General features: G+C 71.7%; 25 protein-coding genes and 1 pseudogene. 13 read left to right on the top strand and 13 right to left on the bottom strand.

Translation table 11 applies throughout. The annotated features are described in order from the left end of the window. The first annotated feature begins 1 nt into the window (after position 1). From OOK34_RS11350 to OOK34_RS11340, 3 genes are all read left to right on the top strand, one after another. Entirely contained in the window at positions 2-889 is an 888-nt protein-coding gene (locus tag OOK34_RS11350) for a S41 family peptidase (protein WP_267033730.1), read from the top strand. A 91-nt stretch (positions 890-980) separates the two neighbouring features. After that, complete coding sequence (locus tag OOK34_RS11345) at positions 981-2,279, top strand: lipopolysaccharide assembly protein LapB (RefSeq protein ID WP_267033729.1); 1,299 nt, start codon at positions 981-983, stop codon at positions 2,277-2,279. A 122-nt stretch (positions 2,280-2,401) separates the two neighbouring features. After that, the gene (locus OOK34_RS11340; RefSeq protein ID WP_267033728.1) at positions 2,402-2,617 is read left to right on the top strand and encodes a DUF6243 family protein; all 216 of its coding nucleotides are present in this window, start codon (positions 2,402-2,404) and stop codon (positions 2,615-2,617) included. A 30-nt stretch (positions 2,618-2,647) separates the two neighbouring features. Here the strand turns inward: OOK34_RS11340 and sigJ are convergent, their stop codons facing one another. Next, positions 2,648-3,598, bottom strand: coding sequence for an RNA polymerase sigma factor SigJ (gene sigJ / locus OOK34_RS11335; RefSeq protein ID WP_267033727.1), 951 nt, complete (start codon positions 3,596-3,598; stop codon positions 2,648-2,650). A 122-nt stretch (positions 3,599-3,720) separates the two neighbouring features. On the opposite strand from sigJ, the gene OOK34_RS11330 reads away from it, so the two are divergent. Further along, entirely contained in the window at positions 3,721-4,131 is a 411-nt protein-coding gene (locus tag OOK34_RS11330; protein ID WP_267033726.1) for a hypothetical protein, read from the top strand. Here OOK34_RS11330 and OOK34_RS11325 read toward each other — a convergent pair. From OOK34_RS11325 to OOK34_RS11310, 4 genes are all read right to left on the bottom strand, one after another. Further along, on the bottom strand, positions 4,114-5,040 hold the full coding sequence (locus OOK34_RS11325) for a helix-turn-helix domain-containing protein (RefSeq protein ID WP_267033725.1): 927 nt from the start codon (positions 5,038-5,040) through the stop codon (positions 4,114-4,116). The genes OOK34_RS11330 and OOK34_RS11325 overlap by 18 nt on opposite strands. Positions 5,041-5,321: 281 nt before the next feature. Then, positions 5,322-6,065: a hypothetical protein gene (locus OOK34_RS11320; protein ID WP_267033724.1), complete on the bottom strand. Its 744-nt coding sequence runs from the start codon at positions 6,063-6,065 to the stop codon at positions 5,322-5,324. A 108-nt stretch (positions 6,066-6,173) separates the two neighbouring features. Continuing rightward, positions 6,174-7,478, bottom strand: a complete 1,305-nt coding sequence (locus OOK34_RS11315) for a phage tail sheath subtilisin-like domain-containing protein (RefSeq protein WP_267033723.1) — start codon at positions 7,476-7,478, stop codon at positions 6,174-6,176. 119 nt (positions 7,479-7,597) lie between these two features. Next, positions 7,598-7,963, bottom strand: a complete 366-nt coding sequence (locus OOK34_RS11310) for an ATP-binding protein (protein WP_267033722.1) — start codon at positions 7,961-7,963, stop codon at positions 7,598-7,600. Positions 7,964-8,103: 140 nt separating this feature from the next. Here OOK34_RS11310 and OOK34_RS11305 point away from each other — a divergent pair, with 140 nt between their 5' ends. The 4 genes from OOK34_RS11305 to OOK34_RS11290 all read left to right on the top strand — a co-directional run bounded on the left by OOK34_RS11305 (position 8,104) and on the right by OOK34_RS11290 (position 9,890). After that, positions 8,104-8,955, top strand: coding sequence for a helix-turn-helix transcriptional regulator (locus tag OOK34_RS11305; RefSeq protein WP_267033721.1), 852 nt, complete (start codon positions 8,104-8,106; stop codon positions 8,953-8,955). Continuing rightward, positions 8,952-9,143 carry a DUF397 domain-containing protein gene (locus OOK34_RS11300; RefSeq protein WP_267033720.1) on the top strand — a complete coding sequence of 64 codons (192 nt, stop codon included), beginning with the start codon at positions 8,952-8,954 and terminating at the stop codon, positions 9,141-9,143. Before OOK34_RS11305 ends, OOK34_RS11300 begins: the two co-directional genes overlap by 4 nt. Positions 9,144-9,145: 2 nt before the next feature. Beyond that, positions 9,146-9,328: a DUF397 domain-containing protein gene (locus OOK34_RS11295; protein ID WP_267033719.1), complete on the top strand. Its 183-nt coding sequence runs from the start codon at positions 9,146-9,148 to the stop codon at positions 9,326-9,328. A gap of 142 nt (positions 9,329-9,470) precedes the next feature. Further along, complete coding sequence (locus tag OOK34_RS11290; RefSeq protein ID WP_267033718.1) at positions 9,471-9,890, top strand: molybdopterin-binding protein; 420 nt, start codon at positions 9,471-9,473, stop codon at positions 9,888-9,890. A 27-nt stretch (positions 9,891-9,917) separates the two neighbouring features. On the opposite strand, the gene OOK34_RS11285 is transcribed toward OOK34_RS11290, so the two are convergent. Beyond that, positions 9,918-10,211, bottom strand: a complete 294-nt coding sequence (locus OOK34_RS11285; protein WP_267033717.1) for a hypothetical protein — start codon at positions 10,209-10,211, stop codon at positions 9,918-9,920. A 101-nt stretch (positions 10,212-10,312) separates the two neighbouring features. Between OOK34_RS11285 and OOK34_RS11280 the strand changes: the two genes are divergently transcribed. Beyond that, entirely contained in the window at positions 10,313-11,380 is a 1,068-nt protein-coding gene (locus OOK34_RS11280) for a serine hydrolase (RefSeq protein WP_267033716.1), read from the top strand. Here the strand turns inward: OOK34_RS11280 and OOK34_RS11275 are convergent, their stop codons facing one another. Together OOK34_RS11275 and OOK34_RS11270 are read right to left on the bottom strand one after the other, a co-directional pair. Next, the gene (locus OOK34_RS11275; RefSeq protein WP_267033715.1) at positions 11,381-11,731 is read right to left on the bottom strand and encodes a hypothetical protein; all 351 of its coding nucleotides are present in this window, start codon (positions 11,729-11,731) and stop codon (positions 11,381-11,383) included. Positions 11,732-11,821: 90 nt separating this feature from the next. After that, complete coding sequence (locus OOK34_RS11270; protein WP_267036702.1) at positions 11,822-14,926, bottom strand: molybdopterin cofactor-binding domain-containing protein; 3,105 nt, start codon at positions 14,924-14,926, stop codon at positions 11,822-11,824. A 114-nt stretch (positions 14,927-15,040) separates the two neighbouring features. On the opposite strand from OOK34_RS11270, the gene OOK34_RS11265 reads away from it, so the two are divergent. Continuing rightward, positions 15,041-16,498, top strand: a complete 1,458-nt coding sequence (locus OOK34_RS11265; RefSeq protein WP_267033714.1) for a helix-turn-helix domain-containing protein — start codon at positions 15,041-15,043, stop codon at positions 16,496-16,498. A gap of 30 nt (positions 16,499-16,528) precedes the next feature. On the opposite strand, the gene OOK34_RS11260 is transcribed toward OOK34_RS11265, so the two are convergent. Continuing rightward, positions 16,529-16,927, bottom strand: coding sequence for a molybdopterin-binding protein (locus OOK34_RS11260; protein ID WP_267033713.1), 399 nt, complete (start codon positions 16,925-16,927; stop codon positions 16,529-16,531). A 141-nt stretch (positions 16,928-17,068) separates the two neighbouring features. Between OOK34_RS11260 and OOK34_RS11255 the strand changes: the two genes are divergently transcribed. Next, the gene (locus OOK34_RS11255) at positions 17,069-17,227 is read left to right on the top strand and encodes a hypothetical protein (protein ID WP_267033712.1); all 159 of its coding nucleotides are present in this window, start codon (positions 17,069-17,071) and stop codon (positions 17,225-17,227) included. A 13-nt stretch (positions 17,228-17,240) separates the two neighbouring features. Next, the gene (locus OOK34_RS11250; RefSeq protein WP_267033711.1) at positions 17,241-17,915 is read left to right on the top strand and encodes a disulfide bond formation protein B; all 675 of its coding nucleotides are present in this window, start codon (positions 17,241-17,243) and stop codon (positions 17,913-17,915) included. Between the two features lie 65 nt (positions 17,916-17,980). On the opposite strand, the gene OOK34_RS11245 is transcribed toward OOK34_RS11250, so the two are convergent. Beyond that, positions 17,981-19,399, bottom strand: coding sequence for an MFS transporter (locus OOK34_RS11245; RefSeq protein ID WP_267033710.1), 1,419 nt, complete (start codon positions 19,397-19,399; stop codon positions 17,981-17,983). Positions 19,400-19,413: 14 nt separating this feature from the next. Further along, positions 19,414-20,256, bottom strand: coding sequence for an NAD(P)H-binding protein (locus OOK34_RS11240; protein WP_267033709.1), 843 nt, complete (start codon positions 20,254-20,256; stop codon positions 19,414-19,416). A 101-nt stretch (positions 20,257-20,357) separates the two neighbouring features. Here OOK34_RS11240 and OOK34_RS11235 point away from each other — a divergent pair, with 101 nt between their 5' ends. Beyond that, complete coding sequence (locus tag OOK34_RS11235) at positions 20,358-20,864, top strand: MarR family winged helix-turn-helix transcriptional regulator (protein ID WP_267033708.1); 507 nt, start codon at positions 20,358-20,360, stop codon at positions 20,862-20,864. A gap of 139 nt (positions 20,865-21,003) precedes the next feature. On the opposite strand, the gene OOK34_RS11230 is transcribed toward OOK34_RS11235, so the two are convergent. Both OOK34_RS11230 and OOK34_RS11225 read right to left on the bottom strand, forming a co-directional pair. Continuing rightward, positions 21,004-23,115, bottom strand: a complete 2,112-nt coding sequence (locus OOK34_RS11230) for an MMPL family transporter (protein WP_323183412.1) — start codon at positions 23,113-23,115, stop codon at positions 21,004-21,006. Between the two features lie 193 nt (positions 23,116-23,308). Further along, positions 23,309-23,533 (bottom strand): annotated as a pseudogene (locus OOK34_RS11225) (VapC toxin family PIN domain ribonuclease); the annotation flags it as partial. Positions 23,534-23,684 lie beyond the last annotated feature (151 nt).

Raw genomic sequence — 23,684 nt, 5'->3', positions numbered from 1 at the left:
CATGCTGACAAACGAACGAATTATCGAAGAAGCCCTGGCGCGGATCACCGCGGGCTACGTCTTCCCCGAACGGACCGCTGCCGTCGAGGCTGCGATCCGGGGCCGCCTCGCGGCGGGTGCGTACGAAGGCCTGGACGGCCCTCTGCTCTGCGAGACGGTGACGGCAGACCTCCAGCAGGTGTGCCCGGACAAGCACCTGCGGCTGCTCTGGACGGACGAGCCGCAGTCGCTGGAGCCGGTGGACGACGACGGGGGGATCGCCGCGTTCACCGCGCTGCTCAGGGCGGCGAACCAGGGGATCCGCCGCGTCGAGCATCTGGAGGGGAGCGTCGGGCTCATCGAGCTGAGCCGCATCGCGACCGCCACCGACGGGGCGAGCGCGATCGGGGCGGCCATGCAGCTGGTCGCGCACAGCTCCGCACTGATCCTGGACCTGCGGGCGTGCCTCGGCGGGTACCCGGAAGGGGCGGCGATGTGGTGCAGCTACTTCTTCCCCGACGACCAGGTGCACCTGAACGACATCTACGAGCGGGTCGGCAACACGACCCGGCAGTACTGGACGGTCGGGCACCTTCCCGCGCCGCGTTATCTCGACCGTCCGGTCTACGTGCTTACGAGCGAGGTGACGTTCTCCGGGGGTGAGGACGTGGCGTACACCTTGCAGGCGCACGGCCGGGCCGTCGTCGTCGGCGCGACCACGCGGGGCGGAGCCCATCCGACGGCCCGCCACGCCGTCGCCGAGCACATCCTCGTGACGGTGCCGACGGCGCGGGCCATCAACACCGTCACCGGTACCAACTGGGAGGGCGTGGGGGTCCTTCCGGATGTTCAGGTCCCCGCGGACCAGGCGCTCGAGGAGGCACTCAAGGCCGCGGTGCGAACCCCCTAGCAGGGGCCGCCGGTTAGGGTGCGTCCTCGTGGATGCTGGCGAACTTGACCTGCGGGACCGGATGAGGGACGGGTGGATACCCGTTCACCTGGTGACGTATCTCCTTGAGCACGGCCATGCCGATGAGGTGCGTGAACTGGCGGGTGGGAGCGACTGGTTCTGTGCGAAGGAGTGGGCCCGGTGGCTTGCGGACCGGGGCCGTCCGGACGAGGCCCTGGAGGCCCTCGCGCCGTACGTCGCCACGGGCTGGTGGACGGCCGTCCGCAGGGCCGCCGAACTGCTCGAGCGGTGGGGGCGGGCGGACGAGGCGGTCGCGCTGCTGCGCCCGTACGCGCAGGACGGGAACCGGTCGGCGCTGGAGCACTTCGCGGTGCTGATCGCCGGGCAGGGCCGGGCGGAGGAGGCGTACGGCCTGCTCCGCCCGCACCTCGGGGACCCGTTCCTCGCGCGAGCACTGGTCGAGGTGGCCGCGGGCCTCGACCGGGACGAGGAGCTCGCCGCCCTGCTCGCCGACCGCATCGCCTCGCCGCCACCCCACTGCCCCCACTGCGACCGGCCGGACTGCGGCGGCAGGCGGGCCCCCGAGCCGTGGAACGCAGTCGCCCTGCTGGCCACCGTACGGGAGCGGCAGGGGCGGATCGACGAGGCCGTCGCCCTGCTGCGCCCGCGCGAGATCACCTCCGTCAACGGCAATGACCAGCTGGCCGAGCTGCTGCTCCGGCACGGCCGGATCGCCGAGCTGCGGGAGTACGCGGCTACCGAGTCCCTCGGGGACGCCGCACGCCGCCTCGCCGAGTTCCTGGAGGCCCGCGGGGACGTGGAGGGCGCCGCCGAGGCCTACCGCCCGCACGTCGCGGACGGCTCGCCGAACGCGGCGGTCCGGCTCGCGGAGCTGCTGGCCCGCCACGGCCGGGGCGACGAGGGGATCGCGCTGCTGCGGGACCTGCCGGGCTCGCGGGGCAACGTGGACGACTGGTTCGTGGACGTGCTGTGCGGGCTGTACGCCGGCCAGGGCCGCGCCGAGGAGGCCCTCGCGTACCTCGACGACCGCAAGGCCCGGACCGGCACCGACGAGTGGGAGTTCTTCCGCCAGCGGCCCGGGCTCCTCGCCTCCTGCGGCCGTACCGAGCAGGCGATCGAGGAGGTACGCGCCCACCCCGAGGGCAGCGCCTGGTACGCGGCCCCGGACCTCGCCCGGCTGCTCCTCGGCGCCGGCCGCCCCGAGGAGGCCCTCGCGGTCCTGGACCCGGAGGAGCCGAACACCCGCGAGGACCGCGCCGAGCTGCTCATGCAGCTGGGCCGCGTCGGGGAAGCGGTGGCCCTGCTCCAGCGGCGCAGGCCCCTCCAGGACTTCAAGCCCACCGAGTGGAGCGCCGCTCCGCCCTTCTAGGAGCGGCCGACGCCGGGGCGGCGAAAAGGCTGGTGTGCGGGGCCGACGGAACGGGGTAACGTCTTTGTGGTGTTCTTCCAGATGAATCCGTAGATCACTTCACATCATTACCGGGAGAACCCGTGACCGTGAGCAAGAACATCAACAACCCCGTGGGCCAGGGCGGCGGCCAGCGCAAGAGGCTGTCCCGCGCCGAACGGCAGAACAACGGCCCGCACCGCAACCTCGACCGCCAGGGTGCGGCCGACCAGAAGGCGGAGCTGGTGCGCAAGATGCGCGAGAAGGCAGCCGCAGCCGAGGGCGCCGGGCAGACCGGCGACGACACCGCACAGAGCTGACGCACCGCCGCCGCAGGGCGGCACCGCTCGTCACGGCTGTGAATCCGAATCTGGATCACCGGTCATCCACGCCCGCAGCTTCTCCGGGTTGCGGACCGCCCAGATACGGCTGATGCGGCCGTCGGTGACATCGAGCGCGGCCACGGTCACGGGGACGCCGGTGAGCTCGGCGACCAGGCCGGGCCGGCCGTTGACCGTCCGCTCCAGGAGCGTCAGCCCAGGGGCCTTGTCGGCGATGAAGATCAGATACTGGGCGATGCTCTTGCCGCCCTCGACCGGCTGCAGGACGGTGCCGACCAGGCCGCCGCCATCGGCGATCATCGTGGCGTCGGGGTCGAGGAGGCCGACGAGGGCCTCGATGTCCTTGGACTCCCACGCCTCCTTGAAATTCCGTACGAGACCGGCCTGCCCGGCCGCCGGAGCCGCCGGGGCCTGTGCCGCGCGGACGCGCCGCCGGCCCGAGGAGGCCAGCTGCCGGCAGGCCGCGGGCGTCCGGCCGACGATCTCGGCGATCTCGGTGAAGGGGTAGCGGAAGACGTCGTGCAGGACGAAGGCCACGCGTTCGGCCGGCGTCATCGATTCCAGTACGACGAGGAAGGCCATGCTCACCGACTCGTCCAGGGTGATCCGGTCGGCGGGGTCGGCCGGATCGGTCCTGCCGTCGTCCGCCCGCCCGCCGATCCACTCCGTACGGTCGGGCAGCGGCTCGGGTATCCACGTGCCGACGTAGCGCTCGCGCCGGGCCCGCGCCGAGCCGAGCACGTCCAGGCAGATACGGCCCGCCACCGTCGTGAGCCAGGCGCCGGGCGAGGCGATGGCCTCCTGCTGCCGCCGCGACATCGCGTACCAGCGGGTGTAGGTCTCCTGTACGGCGTCCTCGGCCTCGGCCAGCGAACCCAGCAGCCGGTAGGCGAGGTTGAGCAGATGGCGCCGCTCGCCGAAGATCGCGTCGCTCAGGTCGGGCTCGGACTGGGTGCTCATGTCTGCGACCGCTCCCTGGTTCGGTGACGCCCGCGTCCCACCTCACATTTCGCGGGCCTGCGTCGTCGGACAGCCGAGACAGTACCGATCCACCGCCGCGAGGCAGAAGAGGGGTCCACATCATGGCCGTACAGACGACCACAGCGCCGGGAACATCCACGTTCGTGCAGGTCGCGATCGGCTTGCAGACCCTGACCCTCTTCTTCCAGGCGGCCACCGCCGGGCTCCTGCTCTCCACTTCCTACGGCGAGACGCTCCACGGAGTCGGAGCGCGCGTGATGTACGGCGCGACGATGCTGTACGTGATCGCCGCGATCCTGGCGTGGCGGCCGGGCGGCGGCTCGCCGCGCCCCATCCTGTACTCGTCCGGCTTCCTCGTGCTCGCCTCGGTGCAGGTGATCCTCGGCATCGCGCACATGCCGGCGCTCCATGTCCCCCTGGGAGTCCTGATGTTCGGCCTGAGCCTGCTGGCACTGGGCGGCCGGGTGCTGTCCGCCGCCCCTGGGATCAAGCCCCTACGGCGTGCCGCCTAGCAGGGCCTGTTCCTCGGCGCAGTCCCGGCAGCTGCCGGGGGTGGGGCTGCGGAAGGCCAGGTCGCATTTGTCGCAGGTCTGGAAGGGGTCGGGCGGGACGTACGCGGCTCTGCGGAACAGGGGTTCCAGGGCCGGGGGTTCCTGTTCGGCGAGGCGGTGGGCGATCAGGCCCGCCGGGTTGCGCAGCGGGTGGGGGATGTTCGCCGTCAGTACGGTCGTCACCGCCTCTTTGGTGGCGCCGCGCCGCATCCAGACCTCGACCCCGTCGGCGAGGCGCTCGATGTCCCGCCGGCCGAGCAGCAGCCGGTGGTCCGTCCGGCGCAGCTCGGCGAGCAGGGACATGGCCGCCCGGCGGGCGGGGGAGGGTTCTGCCGTCGTGGCCTCGGGTGCGGGCTCCGCCTCGGGTGCGGGTTCCGGCTCCGGCTCCGGCTCAGGTGCGGGCTCCGGCTCCGGGGCGGGCTCGGGGACCGGGGCGGGCTCCGGTTCGGGCTCCGGAACCGGTTCGGGCTCCGGAACCGGGTCCGGGTCCGGCTCCGGCGGCGGGGGTGGCGTCGGGCGGGCCATGGCGGCGGCCTTGGGGTGGTTGTAGGACACCGTACGGGTGACGATCCGCCCGTCGGGGAGCTGCTCCCGGAGGCGCTTCAGGTACCCGTGCGCCTCCAGCTCGCGCAGTGCCGACGCGATCCGGATCTCCCCCTCGGGCACCCGCCTGGCCAGCTCTTTGATGCCGACGCGCGTTCCGGGAGGCAGCGACTGGATGTACGCACCCAGGCCGCGGGCGGTCAGTGTCAGCTGGGGGTTCTGGATCAGGTGGTTCCCGATGACGGTGTACCGCGTCGTGTGACGGACGTTGGAGTGATGAACGCCGTACGGCACGCTCGCGGGCGCGCTAGGGTGCGTGAGAGCCATCGGGAAGCGTCTACTTCCTACTTGGTTAGGCCCTCGTCCGGGATTGCCGTCCCGACGGGGGCCGTTTCAGTTTCTGGGGTGTGTCGGGGCGAGCATATGCCCCGCAACCGGGCCGAAAGCCAGCCGAGTTGGAGTTGTTCACCCGTGTGAGTGAGGGCGCCTCCGGGGGAGGGCTGGGTGGGTTGGGCAAGGTGCTTTCCCTGAGTACTGCGTAGCAAAAGAAACGTACGCGCCGACCGGGTCGTGGGGTCCCACAACCCGTTGGCCCGGCCGGAGAGACGTCAACGCGGGGGCAGCTGGTCGTACGTCTTGAAGGTGTAGAGCGCGGAGAGGGAGATCGAGTTTCCGGTCTTCGCCGGGAGGCCGAGCTTGTCGTTCACGACCCTCCCGAGCGGTCCGCAGCCCTCGGCGGCGGGGACGGCGAAGGCGTCGTCGGCAGCGGCGAACTTGATCACCGGCGGGTTCTTCGACAGCCACTCCGACTTGCCCACCCGCTTCAGCCGCAGCTCGATCGGGGCGTCGCCCCCGCCGATCACGCAGCCCTCCGGGAGGAGCGGGCTGAGGAGGCGGTAGCGCAGCGTGAAGAGGCCCATGTCGTTGCCGACCGTGTAGAAGTCCGAGCGGCCGCCGTACTCCGGCTGCACGGAGAGCCCGAGCGCCGGGCTGTGCTGGGCCCCGGGGTTGTCGAACAGGCCGCCCGGGACGGCGGTGGCCGCGCTGCGCAGGGCGCCCCAGACCTGCCCCTTGCTGCCGTCGGGCATCGGGCCCTCGGCGTGGGTGATCGTCATCGGGGCGAACTCGGGAAGCGTGCGGTCGCCGAGCTTCAGGGACCCCGTGGCGGTCAGGACCTCGCACTTCCACTTCGCCGCGTCGACCCCGGCCGGGATGGCGGGGCAGTCGCTGAAGTCGTACGAGGGGGTGGGCGGCGCGGGCGCGGCACTCGCGGTTCCGGCGATGGTGACGGTGAGGGCGGCGGCGGCGATGGCGAGCCCGGCGGCTGCGCGGCGGAAGACGTTGGTCTGCATGCCTCTACGCTGCCGCTCGGGCCGGTCCGGAGGCCATGGGGGAAGCCCCCGCCCTACCCTGAGGCGTCCCTGACAGCGGATCAGGGAACGCCGATTATCGGAGAGCCGTCAGGTGGTGCCGCCGACCTGCCCGGCGGTCTGGGTGATCGTGAAATGGATGAACTCGGCGGGGCGCACGGGCGCGATGCCGATGTCGCAGATGACCTTTCCCTCGTCCATGGTCTCGGTTGGGTTGTTGGTGTCGTCGCAGATCACGTAGAACGCCTCTTCGGACGTACGGCCCATGAGCGCGCCCTGTCGCCACTGATCGGTGAGGAACGAGCCGACCGAGTGCCGCAGCGTCGCTCGCAGCCGTTCGTCGTTGGGCTCGAAGACCGCCCAGGTCGTTGACTCGTGGATGGAGTCGGAGAAGAAGGACACCAGGCGGCGGACGTTGAGGTACCGCCAGTCGCTGGCGGTCGACCTGGTGCGGGCGCCCCACACGAGCAAGCCCCGGTCCGGGAAGGCCCGCAGGCAGTTGACGCCCTTCTCGTTCAGCTCGCCGTGCTGATCGTCCGTGAGGGCGGTTTCGAGCGACAGGGCGCCGCGGAGGTTCTGGTTGGCGGGGGCCTTGAAGACACCGCGTTCGGCGTCGGTGCGGGCCCAGACTCCCGCCACGTGACCGCACGGCGGCACGGTGCGCTCGACAGTGTCGACACCCGCCACCTTGAGCCACGGGTAGTACAGGGTGGTGAAGGCGGCGGCGTCCGAGTCGGGCGAGTCGAGCTTCCCGGCGAAGGTCACCGCCTCCCCCGGGTTCTGGCCCGGAGGCGGGTCCAGGATCGCCAGGCGGTCGCGCTGCTCGGTGCAGTGCTTCAGCACCTCGGCCATCCGGCTCAGGCCCTCGGCCTGGTCGGGCGCAGGGGTCTCCTTCTCTTCGGAGACGTTCGCGGTCATGTCCCAGAGGCTGGGCACGGCAACCATGGAGACCTCGGGAACCGTCTCCAGGCCGGCGAGGCCCGTACGGGCCCCCGCGTCTCCCGTGAGGGCCTCGGGAGAAACGGCGGTCTGCGGGCTGGTGAAGCCCACCACGTAGCAGGCGCTCCCGCCATTGGCGAAGAATCCGTGGACGGCTTCGGCCAGGGGGAGGCACCGTTCCAGCACGTGAATCGTGGCCGGCTCGGTGGCCTCCGCGAGCTCCTCGGTGATCCCCTTCACGCTGTAGCGGGCCGCGAACTCCTGCCAGCTGCGGATCTTCTGCGGGACCTCGCGCTCCGCCTCGGTGAACGGCTGCGTCGTCGCCTTCGGATCGTCCTTGGCGGAGGCCTTCGTGTAGCCGAGGAACGCCGGGACGGACGTGCTTGCCCCGGCGATCAGGCGCACTCCGCCGGGCAGTTCTTTTACGAAGACCCCTGGCGGGTTCGGGTTGGGCATGTGCGCTCCTTGGGGTGCGGGGGCGGTTTCCCGGCTCAGCAAAGCGCAGGCGCCGATGGCGCACCCCGCAGACAACGCAAACCGCTCTTCCGAGTGAAACCAAGATCGGCCGGACGGGCCTAGGAGTTGAGCTCCGCCCAGACCGTCTTCCGGGGGGCGGGCCCACGGGTGCTGCCCCAGCGCTCGGACAGGGCTCCGACGATCGTCAGCCCCCGGCCGGGCTCACCGGGCAGCCGGTCGGCCCGGGTGTCCGCCACCTCGATCCGCACGCGGCGGGCGTCGGTGACGCTGAGTTCCAGGTGGAAGTCCCGCCCGGGAACCCGGCCGTGGGTGACGGCGTTGGCGCACAGCTCGGCGACGACCTGGGCGGCGTTCTCGAAGGGGAGCCCCCAGGCGCGGAGTTGCTCGACGGTGAGCAGGCGGGCGAGGCGGGCCGCGCGGGGGGTGGCGGACAGCTGGACGGTGTACCGGAGTGGAGGATTCACATCACTCAGCGTGTCGGGCCGTGCTAGTTGTGTGAAGCGACTCGGCCGGTCCGTAGAGGGTTTGTCCAACCCTTGTCCAAGTGTGTCGGGACTGTCCCAAGGGGGCTGCCGGGTAGGGCGCGTTGAGGAGGTGGGTGCGTATGGACAGCGATGGCACGGAAGAGCACAGCTGGGCCGTTGACCCCGAGGATGCGCAGGGTGTGGCGGTGGTTGCCGCGCTCGGCAGGCAGATGCGGGCACGTCGGGAAGCGCTGGGCATGAGGGTGGCCGAGCTGGCGACCCGCATTGGCTACGGCGAGGACCTGATCTACAAGGTCGAGGGCGGCAAACGGATCGCGAAGCCCGAGTACCTGGACAGGGTGGATGAGGCGCTGCGGGCCGGTGGCCTGATCAAGGCGATGCGGGAGGACCTGGTGGGCGTGCGGTACCCCAAGGAAGTCCGCGCCTTGGCCAAGATGGAGGCCAAGGCGATTGAGATCGGCGGCTATCGCACGCACAACATTCACGGGCTGCTCCAGACGGAGGCCTACGCGCGGGCCTTGTTCGACATGAGGCAGCCGACCCATGCGGTGGAGGAGATAGAGCGTAACGTCGTGGGCCGACTGGCCCGGCGGTCCGTCTTCGAACGCGACCCTGCACCGGCCATCACCATCGTCCAGGAGGAGGCCTCGCTTCGGCGGCCCCTCGGGGGCACAATGGTTTGGCGGGCGCAGCTCGAACGGATCCTGGAAATCGCCGAGTTGCGCAACGCAGTTGTGCAGGTGATGCCGCTGGACTGCGAGGTCCACGCCGGCATGGCGGGCGGCATCGAGCTGCTGAAGTTCCCGGACGGTACGGCGGTTGGGCGCTCGGAGGGAGCCTTTTACGGGCGTCCCATTTCCGACCGCAAGCAGCTCCAGGTGCTGGAACTCCGGTATGGGATGATCCGATCCCAGGCTCTGACGCCAAGGGAGTCTCGGGTCTTCATCGAGCACTTGCTGGGAGAGACATGATCCACCCTTCCGAACTGGACTGGTTCAAGAGCAGCTACAGCGACAGCAACGAGATCGGCGATTGCGTCGAGGTGGCGTCCACCCCTGGCACGGTTCACGTCCGGGACTCGAAGAGCGTCCCCGGCCCGCAGCTTGGCTTCACGCCCGAGGCTTGGGCTGGCTTCATCGAATACGCCGCGGAGGTCTAGGCATGGTTGGCGAACTGGACTGGTTCAAGAGCAGCTACAGCAGTAGCAGCGACATCAACGACTGCGTCGAGGTGGCGTCCACCCCCGGGACGGTCCACGTCCGGGACTCCAAGGGCATCGGCCCGCAACTCGCGGTCAGCGACACCGCGTGGGCGGGCTTCGTCGCGTACGCCTCGCGGAGCTGAAACGCATCGGCAAGCCGGACGGGTGGTTCCGGTTGGCGTCTGCGAGGGCCTGAACACGAGCCCAAGCGGGGGCCTCTACGGTCGATCTTGTGCGGCTCCGCCCGAGCCGTACGACGTGTCTACGTAAGAGGTCGAACCACCCATGAGCCTGTCCATCCGCAACCAGATCGCCGGCACCGTCACCGCCATCGCCACCGGTGAGGCGATGACGACGGTCAAGGTCCGTCTCGAAGGCGGCCAGGACATCACCGCCGCCATCACCACCGACGCCGCCAAGGAGCTGGGCCTCGCCGCCGGTTCCTCGGTGAAGGCCCTGGTCAAGGCCACCGAGGTGGCCCTGGCCACCGGTCCCGTCAAGGGGCTGTCCATCCGTAACCAGATCGCCGGGACCGTCGTCGACGTGGCCGCCGGCCCGGCCATGGCTTCCGTCAAGGTCGACGTGAACGGCGGCGGGCTGACCGCCGCGATCACCGCCGACGCCGTCGAGGCGCTCGGCCTGGCCGCCGGTTCCTCCGTCGTCGCGCTGATCAAGGCGACCGAGGTCTCCCTCCAGGCCGCGTAAGGCCCGCCGGGCGGCCGGAGCCTGCGCTCACTCGATGTAGAGGCTCCGGCCGCGCGCGATGGCCCTCTCGCCGGGGACGATCGGGTGCTCCACCCAGCCGTCGCAGTTCGGGCCTGCCCACACCCAGGCCACCTCGTTCGTGAAGTTGGCGACCTCCGACGGCGCGAAGTCGCCCAGCGGGTAGCAGCCGCTCGGGTCCTCGTTCGGCGCCTGGTCGATGAACAGGACCCCATGGGCCGCCTGTGCCGTGCCCGGGGTCGCCAGCGCCAGCATCGCCGCCGCCGCGCACGCCCCGAGAAGCCTTGCCGCTCGTCGCATCATCCCTCTACCTCGTTCCACTCGCCCGACCAGGTGTCATGACCGAAGGTAAGGGGGAAGTTACGGTAGGTGATACGGCGTGCGGAGGCGAAGGAGGGGCGCGCGTGGATCTTCAGGAAGCCGTTGACGCGCTGGTCGCCTCCGGCGAGGAGACCGGCCTCCAGGTCGCCGCCTACCGCCACGGCCGGCCGCTCGTGGAGGCGTACGCGGGCGTGCCCGGGCCCGGGGCGCTCGTCCACGGCTTCTCCATCGGCAAGGGCTGTACGGCGACCCTGGTGCACCTGCTCGCCGAGCGCGGCCTGCTCGCGTACGAGGACCCGGTCGCCCGGTACTGGCCCGAGTTCGGGGCGCACGGCAAGGCGGGGATCACCCTCCGCCACGCGCTCACGCACACCGCCGGGATCCCCCAGCTCCCCCGCTCCCTCACGGTCCCCGAGCTGTGCGACTGGGAGCACATGTGCGGGATCGTCGCCGCCGCCCGGCCGCTGTGGGAGCCGGGCGGCGCCAGCGGGTACCACGGCTGGACCTTCGGCTGGATCCTCGGGGAGACCGTCCGCCGGGTCACCGGGCTCACCCCGGGCCAGGCCCTGCGGGAGTTCGTCGCCGAGCCCCTCGGGATCGCCGACGAGCTGTACTTCGGGCTGCCGGAGTCCGCGCTGCCCCGGGTCGCGCCGCTGGTGGAGGGCGGCTGGGAGGCGTACCTGGCCGGGCTCCCGTACGGCGCCCCCTTCACCCGGCTCATCGCCCCGAACCGCAGCCTGTGGACCACGGCCGCCCTCGCCAACCGGCCCGGCTACCTGCTGGCCGACCTGCCCGCCTGCGGCACCGTGACCGCCCGCGCCGCCGCCCGGATGTACGCGGCGCTGCTCGGGGAGGTGGACGGGGTCCGGCTGCTGCCGCCGGAGCGGGTCGCCGAGGTGGCGGCGACGGCGGTGGACGGTGAGGACCTGATGCTGCGCAGGCACCACCTGAAGGGGCTCGGCTACTTCCTGGGCCTGCCCCCGGCCGGCGGCGCGGCGGCCGCCTTCGGGCACCACGGCAGCGGCGGGGCCATCGCCTTCGCCGACCGGGAGCGCGGCCTGGCCTTCGCCCTCACCCGCACCCGCCTGGTCCACCCGGCGAACGGGACGGCCACCCGCCTGGCGGACCTGGTCCGCGCGCTGCGGGACTGATCAGAGCCGGCGCAGGGCAACCTCGACGGTGTCGTCGGGGCGGGTGTTGAAGGCGATGGCGGCCTGCGGGGCGTGGCGGTGGACCAGGTTCAGGATCTGCTCGAAGAGCGGCAGGAGCTGCTCCACCTTGCGGATCCCCGCCCCGACGACCACCACGTCCCAGGGGCGCTCGGTCAGTGCGGCGACGAGGGTGGCCTCGGCCTCCCCGTCGAAGGCGATCAGCGCCATGCGGCCGTCTATGCCGTGCTCGTCGAAGCGGGCCATCTCCTTGTCCAGGGCCGCACGCAGGCCCTGCGCGTCGATGCCGGGTATGGCCTGGGGCTCGTAGCCGATGAGGAGTACGGAAGACATACGGCCAACCTACGTACGAACGGGACCCGTTCGTAAGCGATCACTCGGCCAGATCCGCCGGGCTTCAGACCTCGACCAGCGCCGGGACGGTCAGCCTCGCACTTTCTGGTTGATTTTCCGCCAGACCACGTCACGGGTCACCGGCATCTCCGTGAAGCGGATCCCCGTCGCGTCCCGCAGGGCGTTGGCGAAGGCCGGGGCCACGGGGTTGAAGGGGCTCTCGCTCATCGACTTGGCGCCCAGCGGGCCGATCGCGTCGGAGGTCTCCATGAAGTGCACCTCCGTACGCGGGACGTCCGCGTACTGGGGGAGGCGGTAGCGGCGGAAGGCGGCCGTGGTGACCTCCCCGCGCTCGTCGACCCGTACGGTCTCGAAGAGGGTGGTGCCGAGGGCTTGGGCGACTCCGCCCTCGACCTGGCCGCGGCACTGCATCGGGTTCATGACCTTGCCCGCGTCCGCCGCGTGCACGCTGCGCAGGATCCTCATCTCGCCCGTGCCAGGGTCCACGGCGATACGGAACCACTGGGCGTTGAAGGCCACGGAGCGGGGGGAGCCGCCCCAGTGGCCCTCCGCCGACAGGTCCTCCCCCGCCGCGTGTGAGGCCTCGTACAGCTCTTTCAGGGTGACGACGCGGCCCGCGCAGTCGAAGGCCTCGGCCTGGAGCGTGCACAGGTGGCGGGCCACGCCCGTGTGGCGGGCCGCGAAGGTCCGGAGGCGTTCCGCGAGGGAGCCCGCCGCCAGCATCACGGCCTTGCCCGCCACGACCGTGCCGGCCGAGCCGAAGGCGCCGGTGTCGTGGCGGACGACGTCGGTGTCGGACTGGCGGATGGCGATCCGGTCGACCGTGGTGTTCAGGGCCCCGGCGGTGATCTGTTTGTGGACGGTGGTGGTGCCGTTGCCGAACTCGGCCGTGCCCACCGCGATGTCGTACGTGCCGTCGGAGAGCAGGCTGACGCGGGCGTCGGCGAAGTGGCCGCCCGGGGGGCCGGTCGCGATCATCGCGACCGCCGTGCCCGTGCCGGTGAGCCAGCCCTCGGGGACCTGCTCGTGGCTGCGGTCCTCGGCGATGGCCTTGCGGACGACGTCCATGCACTGCTTCATCCCGTACGAGGCGATGAAGAGGTCCTCTTCGTGGCCGATCGGGGTCACCATGTGGTCGCCGGGGCCGATGACGTTCTTCTCGCGCAGGACGAGCGGGTCCATGCCGAGCCGGACGGCGAGCTCGTCCATCACGGATTCGAGGGCGAAGAGGACCTGGCCCAGTCCGTAGCCGCGGAAGGCGCCCGCCGGGACGCCGTTGGTGTAGACGGAGTACGCCTCCACCTCCTTGTTCGGCGCCTTGTAGACGGCGAAGGACTCGCCGACGCTGTGGAACATGACGGCCGGGCCGTGGTTGCCGTAGGCGCCGGTGTTGGAGAGCACGCGGATGCGCAGCGCGGTGAGGGTGCCGTCGGCCTTGGCGCCGACCTTGATGGTGATCTTGAAGGGGTGGCGGGTGGTGGCACCGTAGAACTGCTCGGCCCGGGTGAATTCGAGTTTCACCGGGCGGTGCAGCTTCAGGGCGGCGAGGACCACGATGTCCTCGGTGAGCATCTCCTGCTTGCCGCCGAACCCGCCGCCCACGCGGCCCGCGACGACGCGGACCTCGTCCTCGCCCAGGTCGTAGAGGGCGCACAGGGCCCGCCGGGTCAGGAACGGCGCCTGGGTGGAGGAGCGGACGGTGATGCGCTCGCCGGGGGAGCCGTCCTCCTTGGGCTCGAAGTAGGCGACGCTGCCGTGGGTCTCCAGGCTGGCGTGCTGGACGCGCTGGGTCTGGAAGGTCTCTTCGTAGACGACGTCCGCCTCCGCGTACCCCTTCTCCATGTCGCCGAGGGTGTTGTGGACCTCGCCGCACACGTTGTTCCCGGCGCGGGAGATGCCCGACTCCGGGCCCTTGGGGTGGATCACGGGGGCGCCAGGGAGCATGGCCTCCTCGGGGTCGATCACGTACGGGAGTTCCTCGTACGTGACGACCACGCGCCGGCAGCCCTCCTCGGCGGCCTGCTCGCTGTCGGCGACGACCGCCGCCACGCGCTGCCCGACGAAGCGGACCACGTCGTCCAGGACCCGGGTGTCCATCGGGTCCTCGGTGGGGTGCTCGTGGCGGGCGCTGGAGTAGAGCCGCTCGGGGGCGTCGTGGTGGGTGAGGACGGCGTGGACGCCCGGGACCTGGAGGGCGTCGCGGGTGTCGATGGCGACGATGCGGGCGTGCGGGTGCGGGGAGCGCAGCAGCTTCATGTGGAGCAGCCCGGGCACCTCGACGTCGAAGGTGTAGCGGGCGGTGCCGGTGACCACCTGCGGTCCGGCAGGGGCGCCCAGGGACCGGCCGACGGCCTGGCCGGCCTCCGGGTCCTCGGTGTGCTTCACCCCGCGGACGGCGTCCTCGATGGCGCGGTAGCCCGTACAGCGGCAGATGTTGCCCTTGAAGGCGCGCGGGAGGTCGGCCAGCTTGCCGTCGTCGTGGGCGGTGCCCTGCTCGGCCTGGAGGGCGGCGGTGGTCATCAGGAAGCCGGCCGTGCAGAAGCCGCACTGGAAGCCCTGGGCGTCGAGGAACTGCTGCTGCGCCGGGTGGAGTTCGCCGCCGGGCTTGGCGAGGCCCTCGACGGTGGTGACGGAGCGGCCCCCGGGGCGTACGGCCCCGTCGATCGCCGCGCGCAGCTCGGCGGCGGTGGGCGGCAGCGCGAACCAGAAGCGGAACGGGCGGGTGGTGGCCGCGGTGACGGTGACGGCGAGGGAGCCGTCGCGGGGGTCGTGGGCGCCGATCACGAGGGCGCCGGAGCGGCCGAGTCCGTACAGCGAGGCCTGCCGGAAGGCCGTACGGGACTCCAGCGCGCGGGCCGGGACGCGCACGGAGCGCAGCAGCTCCCCGTCGCGCAGGTCCTTGACCCCGGCGCCGCGGACGAAGTCGGCGACGGGCAGGCGGCGGGTGGCGCCGTCCTGGCCCTGGAGGAGGACGGTGCCGTCGAGGGCGCCGGTCAGGGAGATCATCGGGCCGGCCGGGAGGCCGTTGCAGAGGTTCCCGCCGACGGTGGCCATGTTCCAGATCTTGAAGCTCGCGAGGAAGGCGCGGCAGCACTGCTCGATCAGCGGGGCGGCGGTGGCCTCCAGGGTCCGGCCGAAGCGGGACAGCTCGGTGATGGTGCAGGTGGCGGCGATGTCGAGGGATGATCAACCAAAAGCTGTAGGCGGTCATTGCCCTTGCATTTACGATGGCGTTCCTCGTATTCACCTGGCGAATGTGGGTCACCCCCACCGCAAGGAGTCCCTGCCATGCACGTCCGCGATCTGCTCCAGTCAGACACTCTCGGCCTCACCCTGCTCTGGGGCGAGGAAGCCCTTCTCGGCCAGGAGATCAGCGGGGTCACCGCCACCGACCTGGAGGACCCGGGCCGCTTCCTGGGCCCCGGCGAACTCGTCCTGAGCGGGCTGGTGTGGTGGGCGGACGGCGACCTCGGCAAGGCCGACCGCTTCGTCTCCGCGCTCGCCGGGGCCGGGGCCACCGCCCTGCTGGCCGGCGAGGAGACCCACGGGCGGGTGCCCCAGGAGCTGGTCGCCGCCTGCCGGGCCCACCGGGTGCCGATCGTGGCCGTACCGGGGCGGACCAGCTTCCGGGCCGTCACCGAGGCGGTGTACCTGCGGCAGTGGGGGGACCTCAGCCGCCGCCCGGCCCGGCCCTTCGCGCTCCCCGAGAACGTGCGCGGCGAGCTGAGCCGGCTGCTGGAGGGCGGGGCGGAGCCCGCCGAACTGCTGGACCGGGCGTGCGCGCACCTGGGCAAGGTGGACTGCTACCTGCTGAGCGCGAGCGGGCGCACGGTGGCCCGTACGCCCTCCGCCCCGGCGATACCCGCCCAGCGGGCGGCGGCCCCCGCGCGGGGCGGGCTGTCGCTGCGGGTCGAGGCCGACAGCTCCCCGTACGACGCCTGGCAGCTGCACGTCCCGGACGCGGACGCGGCGCCGCCGCGGGTACTGCACGAGATCGCCGAGGTGCTCGCCCAGTACCGCGAGGGGCGCGAGCGCCGGACCACCGCCGCCGCGCGGGCGGCCGGGCAGGCGCTGGTCGGGCTGCTGGCGGGGCCGGCGGAGCCCGATCCGGGGGCGCTGGAGGAGGCGCTGGCGGCGGCCGGACTGCCGCCGGGCGGGCCGTACCGGGTGCTGGCGGCCACCTCGGGGCCGGCGCTGGCGGAGGCCCTGGGGCACCTCGAAGGGGTCCCGTGGGCGGCCGGGGAGTCGGCGGCCGTGCTGTACGAGGACCCGCGCGGGCACGTGGACGTGGCGGCCGAGCTGCGCGGACTGTGGCCGCTGCTCCAGGCGTGCGGGGGTCCGGAGGCGGACCTGCGCCTGGGCGCGGGCGCCCCGGCGGCGGGACCGGAGGGCCTGCGGGCCTCCCTGAGCCAGGCCCGCTTCGCCCTGACGGCGGCGGAGGGGGAGCTGCGGGTACGGGCGGTCGAGCAGCTGGACACCCTGGCGGAGCTGCTGTCGGGGGTGCCCGGCGAGGTCCGCTCGGTCTTCGGGGCGCGGACGCTGGGCGCGCTGGGGGACGGGATGCTGCGGGAGACCCTGGAGGTCTTCCTGGCCAACAACTGCTCGTGGGCCCGTACGGCGGAGGCGCTCCACCTGCACGTGAACACCGTGCACTACCGGATGGAGCGGGTACAGGTCCTGACGGGCCGTGACCTCTCGCGCCTGGACCACAAGCTGGACCTGTACGCGGCGCTGCTCTGCCGCTAGGCCGTCTCTTAGGCCGTCTCTTTTTTCGGATCAGGCGATGTCGACGTGGACCTCCGTCGACTTCACGCGGGCGGTGACGCTGACGCCGACCGCGATGCCGAGCTGCTCCACGGACTCCCGGGTCACCACCGAGACGATGCGGTGCGGGCCCGACTGGATCTCCACCTGGGCCGCCACCTCGTCCAGCCGGACCGCCGTGACGATGCCGGCGAAGGCATTGCGTACGGAGGTGGCGGCGGCCCGGTCGGGCACCGGGTGCAGGCCGGCGGCCCGGCCCTGCGCGAAGGCGGCGAGCTCCGCACCGTCGACGGACCGGGTGCCGTCGGCTGCGCGCAGGGAGGGCAGCCGCCCGGAGTCGGCCCAGCGGCGGACGGTCTCGGGACTCACGCACAGCAGGCCTGCGGCCTGAGCGATCGAGTAGGACGGCACGCCCGCAGCTTAGGGGGTGGCCCGCGGATCCGGGCGGGGGCATAGGGCCGGCCTATGGGTCCATCGATCCGCGGGTCCTACCGGGGGGAGGCGGTGCGGCCGAGGGTGGAGACAAGAGCCTTTCGATGAAGCAAGGACACCATGTACACCATCCTCTTCCTCCTGATCTCCCTGTGTGTGTGGGCGGTACTGCGCGACTGGCCGGGCAGGGCACGGCTGTTGCTGTGGGCGGGAACGCTGGTCCTCACCACGCTCGCGTTCCTTCCCCACCTCGACCGCGCCTTCGGCCTGAGCTTCTGAGGAGGAGCCCGAAATGAACACCGCCACCACCCTTACCGCCTCTTCCCCCGCCCCCGCCGCCGCCCCCGCCCCCGCCGTCGGCGTCGGCGGATCCGCCCGGCTCTCCAACCGGCTCGGCCTCTGGTTCGCCCACGCCTACGTGCTGGGCATGTGCGCCACCATCGGCGGCGCGTACGTCTTCCAGTTCGGGCTGTGGGAGTACCCCTGCCCCATGTGCCTGCTCCAGCGGATGTTCATGCTGCTCAGCGCCCTCGGCCCCGCCATGATCATCGCCCGGTCGCGCAAGGGACCGGTGAGTACGGGCGAGTTCGCCTCCGGCTGGGGCGTCGCCATCGTCTCCGCCCTGGTCGGCAGCACCGTCTCCGGCTCGCAGGTGCTGATGCACATCGTGCCCCCGGACCCCGGCTACGCCGGCGCCCTCTTCGGCCTGCACCTCTACACCTGGGCCGCGATCACCTTCCTGGTCGGCGTCCTCGCCGCCGCCGTCAATCTGGTCCTGGCCCGCGAGGCACAGCCCCTGGACGCCGCCCAGGGCTCGCCCGCGCTGCGCCGCGCCGCCGGAATCACCCTGGGCGTCCTGGCCTTCTTCGTGGTCAGCAACCTGGTGGCCTGCTTCTTCCTCCAGGGCGTCCACTGGCAGATGCCCGGTGACCCCACGAGCTACCAGTTCATCACCGACCTGTTCTGAGGTGTTCTGAGGAAGCCCCGAGCGGGGCGGCCCGGCTGCTGCCGGGCCGCCCCGCTCGTGCGTCGTCAGTGGTGCCGGGTGAGAGGCCCCGGGGGCAGCAGCCGGACCAGGCCGCAGCAGGCGAGGACGGCCGCCGCGACGACGGCCAGGCTGTGGACGGCGGCGGCAGCGCTGCCGCCGGAGGTGTGGAAGTACACCGTGGTGACGGCGGCGGCGCCGATGCTGTTGGCGAGCTGGGTCACGGCGGACAGCGAACCGCTCGCGCTGCCGGACTCCTTCGGGCCGATGCCGCCGAGCGTGACCTCGTAGACGGTGCCGAAGCAGGTGCCGAGGCCGAGGCCGGTGACGAAGACCGGGAGGGCGAGCGTCCACCCGGTCGGGGCGGTGGCGAGGACCAGCGCGATCAGCGCCAGGGTGCCGGCCAGGGTGAGCAGCAGGCCGACCAGGACGAGGGCGCGGCCGAGGCGTTGCCTGAAGCGGTGCGCGGCGATCGAGGCGACGATGATGCCGCCGGCGATCGGGGCGAGACCGAGGGAGGCCCCGGTCGGGGTGCGGTGCAGCCCGTCCTGGAGGAAGAGGGACAGGACGAAGAGGAGGCCGGCGACCGCCGCGTAGAAGACGAGGCCGAGGAGCAGGCCGGAGGTGAAGGCGCGGGAGCGCAGCAGCGACGGTTCGACGAGCGGGGCGGCGGCGCTGCGCTGGCGCAGGCAGAAGAGGGCGAAGAAGGCGACTCCGGCGGCGAGGCAGAGCAGGGGGACGGTCGTCCAGCCGTGGGCGGAGCCGTCGATCAGCCCGTAGATCAGTCCCAGCATCGTGGCGGCGAGCAGCGCGGAGCCGGGTCCGTCGACGGTGACCGTGCGGTCGCCGGTGTCGCGGGGCAGCAGGCGCAGGGCGAGGAGGATCGCGAGGCCGCCGAGGGCGATGTTGATCAGGAACATCGAGCGCCAGCCGAAGTGGTCGATCAGGGCCCCGGCGAGGACCGGGCCGCTGATCGTCGCCAGGCCGAGGCAGGGGGCGAAGACCCTGAAGGCCTTGCCGATCTCCTCGCGGGGGAAGACGGCGCCGAGGATGCCGAAGCCCTGCGGGATCACCAGGGCGCCGAAGGCCCCCTGGAGGAGCCGGAATCCGATGAGGGAGGCGGGGCCGGTGGCCAGGCCGCAGGCGACGGAGGCGAGGGTGAAGCCGGTGAGGCCGGTCAGGAAGAGCCGGCGGCGTCCGTACTTGTCGCCGAGCCGGCCGCCGACCACCAGCAGGACGCCCATGGACAGGGCGTAGGCGGCGCCGAGCCACTGGACGAGGGCCTCCCCGCCGCCCAGGTCGGCGGCGATGGCGGGGGCGGCGATGTTGGTGATCGTCGCGTCGAGGAGGTCGAGGACCGCGGCGAAGAGGACGACGGCGAGGACGGCCCAGCGGCGGCGGTCGGTGGTGGCGGGCGTGGGGTGGGGAGGGGCAGGGGCAGGGGCAGGGGTTGAGGCCCTGGACATGGGATCCCTTGGGGTCAGTGGCCTGTGAAGGCGGCGGAGTTCTCGTGGGCCCACTGGCGGTAGGTGCGCGCGGGGCGGCCGAGGAGGGTTTCGGTGGTGTCGGCGATGGGGGCCGGGCCGTGGTTCGCGGCCTCCCACAGGTCGAGGAGCGAGGCGACCATGTGGGCGGGCATGTGGGCGCCCATCTGCTGCTCGGCCTCGGCGCGGGTCACGTGCTCGACGGGGACCTCGCGGCCGATGGCGTCGGCGAGGACCTGGAGCTGGCGGCGGAAGGTGAGCGACTCGGCGCCGGTCAGGGTGATGTGGCGGCCGGTGAGGGAGTCGCCGGTGAGCGCCTCGAAGGCGATGTCGGCGATGTCCTCGGGGTGGATGGGCGCGATGTGCGCGTCCGGGTAGGCGAGCTGGACCGGCATCGACCGGCCGATGGGCCAGGCCCAGCCGAGGGAGTTGCTGGCGAAGGCGTCGGGGCGCAGGAAGGTGCAGGTGAGGGTGGAGGCGGCGAGGGCGCGCTCGACCTTCAGGCTGTGGCTCGCGAGCGGGTCGTTCTCGGCGTCCGGGCCGAGGACCGAGGACGAGGACAGCAGGACGACGTGCTCGACGCCGGCGGCCTCGGCGGCCGCGACCAGCTCGTGGATGCCGGCGGGCTGGGGGTAGAGGAAGACCCGGCGGACGCCGCGCAGCGCGGCGGCGAAGGTCTCGGGCCGGTCGAGGACCAGCTCGCAGGACTCGACGCCGGCCGGGACGGCGAGCGCGGCGGGGTCGGCGCTGGCGGCGCGGACGGGGAGACCGGCGGAGTGCAGGCGGGCGATGACGGCCTGGCCGACCTTGCCGCGGGCGCCGGTGATGAGGGTGGTCATGAAGTGCTCCATTCGTTGGCTGCGTACATATGCATGCTGGCATGCACACGTTTTCATGTCAACACATGCCTTCAAAGGGTCACGTATGTACGATGGGGGCCATGACGAAGCACGAGGCGGCGGCAGGCGAGGCGGCGGCACACGGGTCGGCGGCGGACGACGAGCTGCTGGACGCCGTCGGTCCGGCCTTCGGGAAACTGCGGCGCTCCTCGCTCCTGGAGGTCGAGAACCCGATCTCCCAGAAGGACCTCAGCCGAACCCTGGTCCTCAATGTCGTCCTGGAGATCGCGCAGGGCGGGGCCCGCGAGGTCACCGTCGGTGCGGTGGGCGACCACCTGGGCGTCGACCCCTCGGTGGCCAGCCGCATGGTGTCCGACTGCATCTCCGCCGGCTACCTGGTCCGCGCGGCCTCCCAGCAGGACGGCCGCCGCACGATCCTGCACCTCAGCCCCGGCGGCCAGGAGCTGATGGACCGCTTCCGCAAGCACCAGCGCTCGGCCTTCGAGTACATCACCGCCGACTGGAGCGAGCGCGAACGCCTCGACTTCGCCCGCCTGATGCTGAAGTACGTCGCATCCCAGGAATCCCTCCGCCAGCGCGAGCGCTGAGCGCGGTAAAGGTTCCCACCCACGGGTGGAGCCGCCTGGCAGCGCTGGGACGTCCCGCTCCCGCCGGCCTGGCCCGACGGGAGAAACGAAGAGCCCCGCTGCGAGCAGCGGGGCTCTTCGACATCCCGCCCTGAGGTCGTCACACGCCCCTGAGAGCCGGTTCGAGGTCGGGCTCGGCCACCGGCGGCTGGGGGGCGTCGTGATGCCCGAACAGTCTGCTGGGCCACCACATCCACCGCCCCACGTCCAGGGTCAGCGCGGTGACCAGCACCGAGCGGACGATCATGGTGTCCAGCAGCACGCCGAACGCCACCGCGAACCCGAGCTCGGCCGCGAACACCAGCGGCAGCGAGGCCATCGCCGCGAAGGTGCCGGCCAGCACCAGACCCGCTGAGGTGATCACACCCCCGGTGGTGGACAGACCCGTCAGCGCGCCCCGCCGGGTGCCGTGCAGCAGCGCCACTTCGCGTACCCGGGTGACCAGGAAGATGTTGTAGTCGATGCCCAGGGCGACCAGGAACACGAACGTCAGGAGCGGGAAGGAGGCTTCCGCGCCGGCGAAGTGGAACACGTGGTTGAACACCAGACTGCTCACGCCGAGGGCCGCTCCGAACGACAGCACCACCGTCGCCATGAGCAACAGCGGCGCGACGATCGCCCGTAGCAGCAACGCGAGGATGAGGAGCACCACCACCAGCACGATGGGGATGATCACCTTGGAGTCGCGGGCGGCCGCGTCCTGGGTGTCGAGCATGATCGCCGTGCTGCCGCCGACCTGGGCGTCCGCACCCTCGATCTCGTGGACCGCGATCCTGGCCTGCTCGACGGTCCGTATGGCGGCCTTGCTGCTGGGGTCGTCCTCGAGCTCCGCGAGCATGATGGCCTCGCCGTCCTTGACCACCGGCGCCCCGACGCCGACGACTCCCGGTACGCCGGCCAGCGCGGTCCTCACCTGCTCAGCCGCGGCGGCCTTGGCCACGACGAAGACGGGGTCGCCCGACCCGGCCGGGAAGTGCTCGGACTGGATCTTCTCGCCGACGGCCATCTGCGGTGTGCCGGTGAACTGGTCCTTGTTGGACAGTCCGTCGGCCTTGAGCCCAAGTACCCCGATCGCCATGATGCCGAGGACGAGCGTGGTGCCGATCCACACGATCCGCGGCCGGCGGGCGACCGCGGTGCCGACCCGGTTCCAGATGCCTCCCTTGGCCGCCTCGGCCGATCCGTACGACGGCTGCACCGGCCAGAAGATCCAGCGGCCGCAGACGACCAGCAGGGCCGGCATCAGCGTGACCATGGCGAGCAGCCCGACGAGGATGCCGACGGCACAGGCCGGCCCGAGCCCCTGGGTGGAGCTGAGCGTGGCCAGCATCAGCAGCATCAGGCTGACCGCGACGGTCGCGGCGCTGGCGATGATCGCGGGACTGGAGCGGTACAGGGCCTCCGCCATCGCCTCGTGCCGGTCCTCGTGCCGCAGCAGCTCTTCCCGGTACCGCGAGATGAGCAGGAGCGCGTAGTCGGTGGCGGCGCCGAAGACCAGCACGGTCAGGATGAAACTGGTCTGCTTGTTGACGACGAGTCCGGCGTTCTTCGCCAACAGGTAGATCACCGCCTCCGACGTGACCAGGGCGACGCCCACGGTCAGCAGTGGCAGCAGGGGCAGCAACGGACTGCGGTAGGTGAGCAGCAGCATCACGACGACCACCAGTGCGGTGATCGTCGTGAGGGCGCCCCCTCCGCTGAACGCCTTGATCGAGTCGGACGCGTGACCGGCCGGTCCGGTGACGTGGAAGCCGAGGCCGTTGGCGTTCTCCTCGCCGACCTCGGTCATCGCGTCGACGGTCTTGCCGATCCCTTCCCAGCCCGTCTTGTCCTTGCGGATCTGGACCACGGTCTGGATGGCCTTGCCGTCCTCGGCCTTCAACGGCCCCTGCGGCTGCCCCACGACGTTTTCCAGGCCCTTGAAGGCTTCGGTGTCGGCTTGGGCCTCGGCCATGTCGGCAGCAGTGATGCCCTCGGGTCGGTCGTAGATCACGATCGCGGGCACGGTATCGGCACGCTGGAAGTTCTCGGCCTGGGCGACGACCCTGGTCGACTCCGCGTTACCGGGCAGCCAGGCCGAACTGTCGTTCTCCTCGACGTCGCCGAGCTGGCCGGCCAGCATCAGGACCGGGATCAGCAGCGTCGCCCAGAGGGCGAGGACGACCCATTTCCCCACTCTTCCACCGGGCAACGAAGCCAGTCTTCGCATCATGTTGATTCCTCAGCGTTCGGTCGACGTGGACGGACTCGCGGGCATTGCGCACTACGAGCGATGCAGGACCCCGGATTGTGAGGTCCGCCCCCGGAATGTGATCCACGCCTCATCGGCCCTCATCGGCGGCCTCTGAAGAACTGCCAGGGAACGCGAAGAGCCCCGCTGCAAGCAGCGGGGCTCTTCGACGCGACTACTTACGGCCCTCCGGGCCGTACCACTGGATGGGTTGGCCGGTCACCGCGGCGATGCACTCGAAGTCGTGGTCGCGGTGCAGGAGGGTGAGCCCCTGCAACTCGGCAGTCGCGGCGACAACGAGATCCACCGCACCGGCGCTGCGGTGCTTGCCCTGTTTGGTGAGGGCCTCCTGGACCTGCCGGGCCCGGTCGTCGACCGGGACCCAGCCGAAGATCAGCCGATCTCGCATGGTTCACCCGTTGCCAGGGCTGCGAGACACAGCCCCATCCCGGCCGAGCGGTGCGCCCGAGACTCGGCGCCGGCGAACGGTCGGCCATTCGGCGGCGCTGAGGTGACAGGCCTCGCGCGTAGTCCTGTACGAATAGGCGCAG

Source organism: Streptomyces sp. NBC_00091 (genome assembly GCF_026343185.1).
In the GTDB taxonomy this organism is placed as follows: domain Bacteria; phylum Actinomycetota; class Actinomycetes; order Streptomycetales; family Streptomycetaceae; genus Streptomyces.
Note: the sequence above shows the minus strand (reverse complement) of the source record. Positions and strands in the feature narration are given on the sequence as shown.

Excerpts from the sequence above, each read along its gene's own strand:
- OOK34_RS11245 (WP_267033710.1), bottom strand. The coding sequence starts at position 19,399 with ATGTCCAGGGCCTCAACCCCTGCCCCTGCCCCTGCCCCTCCCCACCCC.
- OOK34_RS11230 (WP_323183412.1), bottom strand. The coding sequence starts at position 23,115 with ATGATGCGAAGACTGGCTTCGTTGCCCGGTGGAAGAGTGGGGAAATGG.
- OOK34_RS11250 (WP_267033711.1), top strand. The coding sequence starts at position 17,241 with ATGAACACCGCCACCACCCTTACCGCCTCTTCCCCCGCCCCCGCCGCC.
- OOK34_RS11325 (WP_267033725.1), bottom strand. The coding sequence starts at position 5,040 with ATGGCTCTCACGCACCCTAGCGCGCCCGCGAGCGTGCCGTACGGCGTT.
- OOK34_RS11330 (WP_267033726.1), top strand. The coding sequence starts at position 3,721 with ATGGCCGTACAGACGACCACAGCGCCGGGAACATCCACGTTCGTGCAG.
- OOK34_RS11235 (WP_267033708.1), top strand. The coding sequence starts at position 20,358 with ATGACGAAGCACGAGGCGGCGGCAGGCGAGGCGGCGGCACACGGGTCG.
- OOK34_RS11320 (WP_267033724.1), bottom strand. The coding sequence starts at position 6,065 with ATGCAGACCAACGTCTTCCGCCGCGCAGCCGCCGGGCTCGCCATCGCC.
- OOK34_RS11315 (WP_267033723.1), bottom strand. The coding sequence starts at position 7,478 with ATGCCCAACCCGAACCCGCCAGGGGTCTTCGTAAAAGAACTGCCCGGC.
- OOK34_RS11295 (WP_267033719.1), top strand. The coding sequence starts at position 9,146 with ATGGTTGGCGAACTGGACTGGTTCAAGAGCAGCTACAGCAGTAGCAGC.
- OOK34_RS11265 (WP_267033714.1), top strand. The coding sequence starts at position 15,041 with ATGCACGTCCGCGATCTGCTCCAGTCAGACACTCTCGGCCTCACCCTG.
- OOK34_RS11290 (WP_267033718.1), top strand. The coding sequence starts at position 9,471 with ATGAGCCTGTCCATCCGCAACCAGATCGCCGGCACCGTCACCGCCATC.
- OOK34_RS11275 (WP_267033715.1), bottom strand. The coding sequence starts at position 11,731 with ATGTCTTCCGTACTCCTCATCGGCTACGAGCCCCAGGCCATACCCGGC.
- OOK34_RS11285 (WP_267033717.1), bottom strand. The coding sequence starts at position 10,211 with ATGATGCGACGAGCGGCAAGGCTTCTCGGGGCGTGCGCGGCGGCGGCG.
- OOK34_RS11255 (WP_267033712.1), top strand. The coding sequence starts at position 17,069 with ATGTACACCATCCTCTTCCTCCTGATCTCCCTGTGTGTGTGGGCGGTA.
- OOK34_RS11305 (WP_267033721.1), top strand. The coding sequence starts at position 8,104 with ATGGACAGCGATGGCACGGAAGAGCACAGCTGGGCCGTTGACCCCGAG.
- OOK34_RS11240 (WP_267033709.1), bottom strand. The coding sequence starts at position 20,256 with ATGACCACCCTCATCACCGGCGCCCGCGGCAAGGTCGGCCAGGCCGTC.
- sigJ (WP_267033727.1), bottom strand. The coding sequence starts at position 3,598 with ATGAGCACCCAGTCCGAGCCCGACCTGAGCGACGCGATCTTCGGCGAG.
- OOK34_RS11300 (WP_267033720.1), top strand. The coding sequence starts at position 8,952 with ATGATCCACCCTTCCGAACTGGACTGGTTCAAGAGCAGCTACAGCGAC.
- OOK34_RS11350 (WP_267033730.1), top strand. The coding sequence starts at position 2 with ATGCTGACAAACGAACGAATTATCGAAGAAGCCCTGGCGCGGATCACC.